Consider the following 7,785-nt stretch of genomic DNA (forward strand, 5'->3'; position numbering starts at 1 on the left):
TTTGAGGACGAGCCGCGGAGCGGCGATACGGGGGTCCGGGGGCGGAGCCCCCGGTTTCGGGAAGGGGCGGGACTGGGGAAAGCCCCGCAGGGCCTCACTCCGCACCCCCCTCAAGCTGCCCCTCGAGCTCGAGATACGTGGCCCGCAACCGCTCCAGCGTCTCCGCGTCCGGCTCGGCCCAGAGCCCCCGCTCCGCCGCTTCGAGCAACCGCTCGGAGATCCCCCGCAACGCCCAAGGGTTGGACTTCTCCATGAAGGCCCGGTTCTCCGGGTCGAACACGTACTCCGCGGACAACTTCTCGTACATCCAGTCGTCGACGACCCCGGCCGTGGCGTCGTACCCGAACAGATAGTCCACGGTGGCGGCCATCTCGAAAGCCCCCTTGTACCCGTGGCGCCGCATCGCGGCCATCCACCGCGGATTGACGACGCGGGCCCGGAAGACCCGGTGGGTTTCTTCCCCGAGCGTCCGCGTCTTGACCTGATCGGGAACGGCCGAGTCCCCGACGTACGCCTCGGGCGACGCACCGGTCAGATGCCGCACCATGGCGACCATCCCGCCGTGGTACTGGAAGTAGTCGTCGGCGTCGACGAGATCGTGCTCGCGCGTATCCACGTTCTTCGCGGCGACCGCGATCCGCCGGAACGCCGTCTCCATGTCCCCCCGTGCGGCCCGCCCGTCGAGCCCCCGCCCGTACGCGTAGCCGCCCCATACCGCGTACACCTCCGCCAGATCGGCGTCCGAGCGCCAGTTCCGCGCGTCGATGAGCGGCAGCAGCCCCGCCCCGTACGCGCCGGGCTTGGAGCCGAAGACGCGGGCGGTGGCGCGCCGCCGGTCGCCGTGCTCGGCGGTGTCCTCGTCGACGTGGGCGCGCACGTAGTTGTCTGCGGCGTCCTCGTCCAGCTCGGCGACCGCGCGGACGGCGTCGTCGATCAGGCCGACGACGTGCGGGAAGGCGTCGCGGAAGAAGCCGGAGATGCGGACGGTGACGTCGATGCGGGGCCGCCCCAGCTCGGCGACGGGCACGATCTCGAAGCCCGTGACGCGGCGCGACGCGTCGTCCCACACGGGTCGACAGCCGAGCAGCGCCAGGATCTCCGCGATGTCGTCGCCCTGTGTGCGCATGGCGGAGGTGCCCCACACGGTCAGGCCCACGGACTTCGGGTACGCGCCGGTGTCCGCCAGATAGCGGGCGATCAGCGAGTCCGCGAGGGACTGCCCGACCTCCCAACTCAGCCTGGACGGAATGGCCTTGGGGTCGACGGAGTAGAAGTTGCGGCCGGTCGGCAGCACGTTGACGAGGCCGCGCGTGGGGGAGCCCGAGGGCCCGGCGGGGACGTACCCGCCGTTCAGGGCGCGCAGGATGTGCCCGATCTCGTCGGTGGTGCGGGCGAGCCGGGGCACGACCTCCTCGCAGGCGAAGCCCAGGACGGCGACGGCGGGCGGCAGTTCGACGCCGACGACGTCACGGACGAGCCCGCGCACGGCGGCGAGGTCCCAGCCGCGCTCCTCCATGCCCTCGGCGAGTCGACGGCACAGCCGCTCAAGCAGGTCGATGGCGTCGGCGGCGGTCCGCGCGGGCCCCTCGACCAGGGCGGTCAGGCCCTCGGCGACCTTGACCGCCGCGCCCGGCTCGCCGAGCAGCTGCTTCTCGTCCAGGCCGAAGTGCTCGGCGAGGCAGGCCCGCAGGCCCGGAAGCGCGTTGGCGACGCCGCCCCACACCTGGGAGGCCCGCAGGACCGCGAGGACGAGGTTGACGCGGGCCTCGCCGACCGGGCCGCCGCCGAGGACGTGCAGGCCGTCGCGGATCTGCACGTCCTTGATCTCGCACAGGTAGCCGTCGATGTGCATCACGAACTCGTCGAACGCGTCGTCGTCCGGCTGGTCGTCGACGCGCAGGTCGTGGTGCAGTTCGGCGGCCTTCACCAGCGTCCAGATCTGCGCCCGCACGGCCGGGGCCTTGGCCGGGTCGAGATCGCTCACCAGGGCGTACTCGTCGAGGAGCTGCTCCAGCTTCGCCAGGTCCCCGTACGTGTCCGCGCGCGCCATCGGCGGCACCAGGTGGTCCACGACCGTGGCGTGCCCGCGCCGCTTGGCCTGGGTGCCCTCGCCGGGGTCGTTGACGATGAAGGGGTAGACGAGCGGCAAATCGCCCAGCACGGCGTCCGGCGCGCAGCCGCCGCTCAGCCCGAGGCCCTTGCCGGGCAGCCACTCCATGGTGCCGTGCTTGCCCATGTGCACGATGGCGTCGGCGCCGAACCCGCCTTCCGACGTCGCGGTGTCGAGCCAGCGGTACGCGGCCATGTAGTGGTGGGACGGCGGCATGTCCGGGTCGTGGTAGATGGCGATGGGGTTCTCGCCGAAGCCGCGCGGCGGCTGGATCATCACGACGACGTTCCCGAACCGGAGCGAGGCGAGCACGATGTCGCCGCCGTCGACATACAGGCTGCCCGGCGGCTCGCCCCAAGTTCGGAGCATGCCGTCGCGCAGCTCGGGGTCGAGGGTGTCGAACCACGCCTGGTAGTCGGCGAGCGGCACGCGCGCGGGCGCGGCGGCCAGCTGCTCCTCGGTGAGCCATTCGACGTCGTGGCCACCGGCGTTGATGAGGGTGTGGATCAGCTCGTCGCCGTTGTCGGGGTGGCCTTCGACGGCGTAGCCCGCGTCCCGCAGGGCGTCGAGGACGCGCACGGCCGACGCGGGGGTGTCGAGGCCGACGGCGTTGCCGACGCGGCTGTGCTTGGTCGGGTAGGCGGTGAAGACCAGGCCGAGCTTCTTGTCCGCGTTCGGCTTGTGCCTCAACTGCCCGTGGCGTACGGCGATTCCGGCGACGCGGGCGGCCCGCTCGGGGTCGGCGACGTAGACCGGGACGTCGTCGGGGCCCTGCTCCTTGAAGCTGAACGGCACGGTGATGACGCGGCCGTCGAACTCGGGGATCGCCACCTGCATGGCGGCGTCCATGGGGGAGAGGGCGGCGTCGGAGTCCTGCCAGGCGGCGCGCGACGAGGTGAGGCACAGGCCCTGCAGGACCGGGATGTCGAGGTCGGCGAGGGCGCCGATGTCCCAGGCCTCCTGGTCGCCGCCCGCGCTGGCGCCGGACGCGTGGGTGCCGCCGGCGGCGAGGACGGTGGCGATGAGGACGTCGGCGCGCCCGAGGATCTCGTACAGGCCGGGGTCGGCGCCGCGCAGCGAACCGCAGTACACGGCGAGGGCGTTGGCGCCCTTGGCCTCGACGGCGTCGCAGAGGGTGTCGACGAACGCGGTGTTCCCCGACAGCTGGTGCGCGCGGTAGAAGAGCACGCCCACGGTCGGGCGCCCCTCGACGTGCGCGCGCTCCCCGTGCACCCCGTACTCGGGCATCTTCCGCGGCTCGGCGAAACCGCGGCCGGTCAGGAGCACCGTGTCCGACAGGAACCGCTCCAGCTCCACGAAGTTGGCGGGGCCGCCCTCGACGAGATAGCGCAGCGCCTCCGCGACGACACCGGCGGGCACCGACGAGTCGGCCATCAGCTCGGCGTCCGGCACGGACTCGCCGCCGAGCAGCACGGTCGGGATCCCGGCCGCCTTCAGCGCGGCGAGCCCGTCCTCCCAGGCGCGCTTGCCACCGAGGAGGCGTACGACGGCGATGTCCGCGCCGTCCAGGAGCGCGGGCAGTTCCTCGCGCACGTCGACGCGGGTCGGGTTGGCGATGCGGTAGGGCGCGGCGGAGGCGCGGGCCGCGAGCAGGTCCGTGTCGGCGGTGGACAGCAGCAGGACGGTCATGAGGGTGCCCCCGGTGCGACGAAGGGGAGGCCGGGCGGAGCGCCGGTCTCGATCAGGCGCAGCAGTGCGTCGGTGTCCGCGTGTTGTTCGACGAGGTCGCCGAGGAGGTCGAGCTGTTCCTCGCGCAGGGCGGCGAAGCAGGTGTCGGGCGCGGGCACGAACCGGCGGCCCGCGGCGCGCGCGACCTCGCCGAGGAAGCGGCGCCGGAACGCGTCGCTCTCCAGCGATCCGTGCCAGTGGGTGCCCCACACGGCCCCCACCCTGCACCCGTCCAGGAAGGGTTCCCCGCCCAGCACTTTGGCGACGCCGTGATGGATCTCGTACCCCTCGACGTGCTCGCCGAGGGCCTCTCCGACGGGCCGTGCCAGGGTCTTCTCACGCCGGAACGTGACGCGCACGGGCAGCAGTCCGAGCCCGTCCACGGTCCCGGCCCGCGACTCGACGTCGTCCTCGATCCGCTCCCCGAGCGCCTGGAAGCCGCCGCAGATCCCGAGGACGGGCCGCCCCTCGGCGGCCCGCCGCGCGAGCGCCTCCGCGAGCCCTCGCTCGCGCAGCCACTGAAGGGCGCGCACGGTGCCGCGCGTGCCCGGTACGACGACGAGGTCCGCGTCGACGAGTTCCTCGGCCCGGTCCACGAACCGCACCACGACGCCGGGTTCGGCGGCGAGCGCGTCCACGTCGGTGAAGTTGGACATCAGCGGCACCGCGCACACGGCGACGCGCAGCACGTCCTCGCCGACGGGCGCCGCCACGAAGGACTCCCGCACCGCTCCGCGCAGCGAGACGCGCAGCCCGTCCTCCTCGTCGATGCCGAGCCCGTGCCGGAACGGCAGCACGCCGAAGGTGTTCCGCCCGGTGAGGTCGCGCAGCATGTCGAGCCCGGGTTCGAGCAGCGACACGTCCCCGCGGAACTTGTTGACGAGGAAGCCCGCGACGAGCGCCTGGTCCTCGGGAGCGAGCAGGGCGACGGTCCCGAAGAACGAGGCGAACACACCCCCGCGGTCGATGTCCCCGACCACCACGACGGGGAAGCGGGCAGCACGGGCGATCCCCATGTTCACGATGTCGGTGCGCCGGAGGTTGATCTCGGCGGGACTCCCCGCCCCTTCGCAGATCACGGCGTCATACGTGCCCCGAAGCTGCTCCAGGCATCCCACGACGGTGTCGAGCAGCGCCTCTTGGCGACCCCCGTGATAGCCCCGGGCACTCATCTCGCCCACCGGCTTGCCCATGAGCACGACCTGACTCGACCGGTCGCTCCCCGGCTTGAGCAGCACGGGATTCATCAGCGCACTGGGCTCCACCCGCGCGGCCTGCGCCTGCATGGCCTGCGCCCGCCCGATCTCGGCTCCTTCACGCGTGACGAACGAGTTCAGCGACATGTTCTGCGCCTTGAACGGCGCGACGGACACGCCCTTGCGCGCCAACCACCGACAGATCCCAGCGGTGACGACACTCTTCCCAGCGTCAGAAGTGGTCCCGGCAACCAACAGCCCACCGCTCATGCCCCACCCCCGAGCCGCTGTGCCTGCCATTGCTTTTGCCCTTTGCGCTGTGTCGTACGTGCACCCCGTGCAAGGTCGACAGCCACCGCAACACCCAGGGCAAGCCACCCCACCCGCCGGGACAACTTCACGGCCCGCTCGATGTCCCCCACGGCAACTGCCCGCCCCCCACCGTTGAGGACAGGTCGATGCTCAACGCGCCCCGCGTAGGCCAGCGTGCCCCCGAGCCGCACCCCCAACGCCCCCGCGAACGAGGCCTCGACGACCCCCGCGTTGGGGCTGGGATGCTTCGACGCATCGGCACGCCAGGCCCGCACCGCCCCCCGGGGGGACCCTCCGGCGACGACGGCGAGCGCGGCGGTGAGCCGAGCCCCGGGCCACCCGGCGACATCGTCGAGCCGCGCGGAAGCCCACCCGTACCGGAGATGGCGCGGGGACCTGTGCCCGACCATCGCGTCGAGCGTGTTGACGGCCCGGAACCCGAGCAGCCCCGGCACACCCCCCACGGCCCCCCACACCAACGCCCCCACGACGGCGTCGGACGTGTTCTCGGCGACGGACTCCACGACGGCACGGGCGATCCCGTCGGCGTCCAGCGCCTCGGGATCACGCCCGCACAGATGAGGCAACCGCTCCCGGGCGACGTCCACGTCCCCCGCGGCGAGCGCGCCCCCGATGGCGCGGGCCTCCCGCCCCAGCGAGGTCCCGCCGACGACGGCCCAGGTCGCGGCGGCGGTCAGCCCGACGGAAGCGGCACGCGAGCGGCGTACGGCGAAGGAGGCGAGCACACCGGCGCCGACGGCGCCTCCGGCGCACACCAGGGTGTGCAGCGCGCCCCACCCGCGGTGGTCACGCCACAGCACCCGCTCGACGGCCCCCGCCGCACGCCCGAACGCGGCGACCGGATGCCCCCGGCGAGGATCGCCGAGCAGCAGGTCACCGAGGAGTCCGGCGGCGGCGCCGTACGCGAAGTCGCGATCGGCACACATGGGGGTCAGCCCGCCGACACGCGGCGGAGGGCTCTCGGCCGCGACGGGGCCCCGGGCGGAGCAGGGGACGGCAACGGGCGGCCGCGCATGGCGATATGTCCTCACTCAGGGTTTCCGCGCCCTGGTTCGACGAGACCGGCGGCGAGAGTTCCTGGCTCCCGGGGATCGTCGGATCACCCGGTGACAGTGGCGGGACCGCGCCGGATTCGCACCGGCTTCCTCTCCTGCCGCCGTAAATGGCTCCGGCAGTCCACCATGGCCCGCGACGCCCGTCAACTCGCTGTTGACCTGCGACGGGAGTGTGTGCGGAGGTCCACATGGACCTGCGCCCAGGGCCGGTTTACGGCTAGGCGGGCGCAACCACTCTCCGTAAGCTTGAACATGACAGCAGGAGAGCGACGCGGAACGCGAACCCGGCAGGGCGCGGTCGACTGCCGCCGGGCCCCGGCACCGTCCGACTCTCGTGACGGCAGCGGGCAAGGGGGCGGTGTGGCCGACGAGTACTTACCGGCAGTGCAGTGGTTCACGAGCAGTTACAGCTCTCAGGCGGGCGGCGAATGTGTGGAAGTCGCCCACCCGAACGACGAGGTGTGGGTCCGTGACTCGAATCACCGCGATGAAGGGCACATGAACGTGACGCCGACGGCGTGGCGCGCGTTTGTCAGGGGGGTGGCCTCGGGGAGAGTCGGGGGGAAGTGAGCTGTCCCAGCGTGCGCACGAAAGGCTGGAGACCATGGGGGTTGAGAGCAGGCAGCTGCCGCTGAGCAGGCATACCGCAGGGCCCGCCCGGCGCCTCGTCTTCGTGCTGTACTGCGCGCTCAGCGGTGTCGTCGCGGTCGTCACGGGCGCTCTCGCCTCCCTTCTTGTGGAGGGGCTCCAGCTCCGGCTCGTGGTCTGGCTGGCCACGGCCGCGGTCGTGGCGGCGGGGGCCGGGGCCGTGTGGGGACTCACGCCGCTCATCCCGCGCCGGCACGCGGAGCGGGACCGCCTGCGGACGCTCCGTCAGCCGGAGGGCCGGCGCCGGTCGTAGCGGCCGATTCCGGACGGCGGCCGCGGCGCAGACTCCGTACGAGCCAGCCCACCGCGGCAGTCAGCAGCCCGCAGCCGCCCGTCAGGGCGACGACGAAGTGCCAGGGGTTGATGTCGTGGTGCGCGACGACGCCCTGGGCGACGATCCCGGCCGGCACGAGCGCCACGACGACCACGGCGAGACACACCGACACACAGCCCGCCTTCGCCAGGAAGCTCCGTGTCTGCTGCTCCTGTGCGTGCAGGCTCCGCTGGTGCTCGCTGTCGAGGAGGCTGTTCAGCTCGCGGGCGAACGCCGGATCTTTCATCCCCTCTCTGAAGAGGTCGTGGATGTGGGAGGAGGGGGCGGTGGGTTCGGCGGGGACGGGCTCGCCGCCGTCCAGGGGATCGGCGGCCGGGCCCCCCGGGGGGGCCCGGGGGGGCGCCGGGGGGGGGCTGGGAGCGGGGGTGGGGGGTGGGTGGTGCGGGGCTCCCCGGCACAAACCCCCCGTGCACACGGCAG

5 protein-coding genes and 1 riboswitch are annotated in these 7,785 nt (G+C 72.9%); of the genes, 1 reads left to right on the top strand and 4 read right to left on the bottom strand.

Going from position 1 to position 7,785, the window contains the following annotated elements; translation table 11 throughout:
* Positions 1 to 94: 94 nt before the first annotated feature.
* From cobN to ACFVHO_RS35160, 3 genes are read right to left on the bottom strand one after another with little or no spacing between them, the layout of a single operon-like run.
* On the bottom strand, positions 95 to 3,760 hold the full coding sequence (gene cobN / locus ACFVHO_RS35150; RefSeq protein WP_385723900.1) for a cobaltochelatase subunit CobN: 3,666 nt from the start codon (positions 3,758 to 3,760) through the stop codon (positions 95 to 97).
* Positions 3,757 to 5,265 (bottom strand): cobyric acid synthase, encoded by a 1,509-nt coding sequence (locus ACFVHO_RS35155; RefSeq protein WP_385723903.1) that lies wholly within the window; start codon positions 5,263 to 5,265, stop codon positions 3,757 to 3,759. Before ACFVHO_RS35155 ends, cobN begins: the two co-directional genes overlap by 4 nt.
* Positions 5,262 to 6,254, bottom strand: a complete 993-nt coding sequence (locus ACFVHO_RS35160; protein WP_385723906.1) for a cobalamin biosynthesis protein — start codon at positions 6,252 to 6,254, stop codon at positions 5,262 to 5,264. Before ACFVHO_RS35160 ends, ACFVHO_RS35155 begins: the two co-directional genes overlap by 4 nt.
* 122 nt (positions 6,255 to 6,376) lie before the next feature.
* A riboswitch (cobalamin riboswitch) is annotated at positions 6,377 to 6,516 on the bottom strand.
* Positions 6,517 to 6,635: 119 nt separating this feature from the next.
* Here ACFVHO_RS35160 and ACFVHO_RS35165 point away from each other — a divergent pair.
* Entirely contained in the window at positions 6,636 to 6,953 is a 318-nt protein-coding gene (locus tag ACFVHO_RS35165) for a DUF397 domain-containing protein (RefSeq protein ID WP_385723909.1), read from the top strand.
* 257 nt (positions 6,954 to 7,210) lie between these two features.
* Here the strand turns inward: ACFVHO_RS35165 and ACFVHO_RS35170 are convergent, their stop codons facing one another.
* Entirely contained in the window at positions 7,211 to 7,591 is a 381-nt protein-coding gene (locus ACFVHO_RS35170) for a hypothetical protein (protein WP_385723911.1), read from the bottom strand.
* Positions 7,592 to 7,785 lie beyond the last annotated feature (194 nt).

The sequence above is a fragment of the Streptomyces sp. NPDC127108 genome, from assembly GCF_042677545.1.
Taxonomy (GTDB): Bacteria; Actinomycetota; Actinomycetes; order Streptomycetales; family Streptomycetaceae; genus Streptomyces.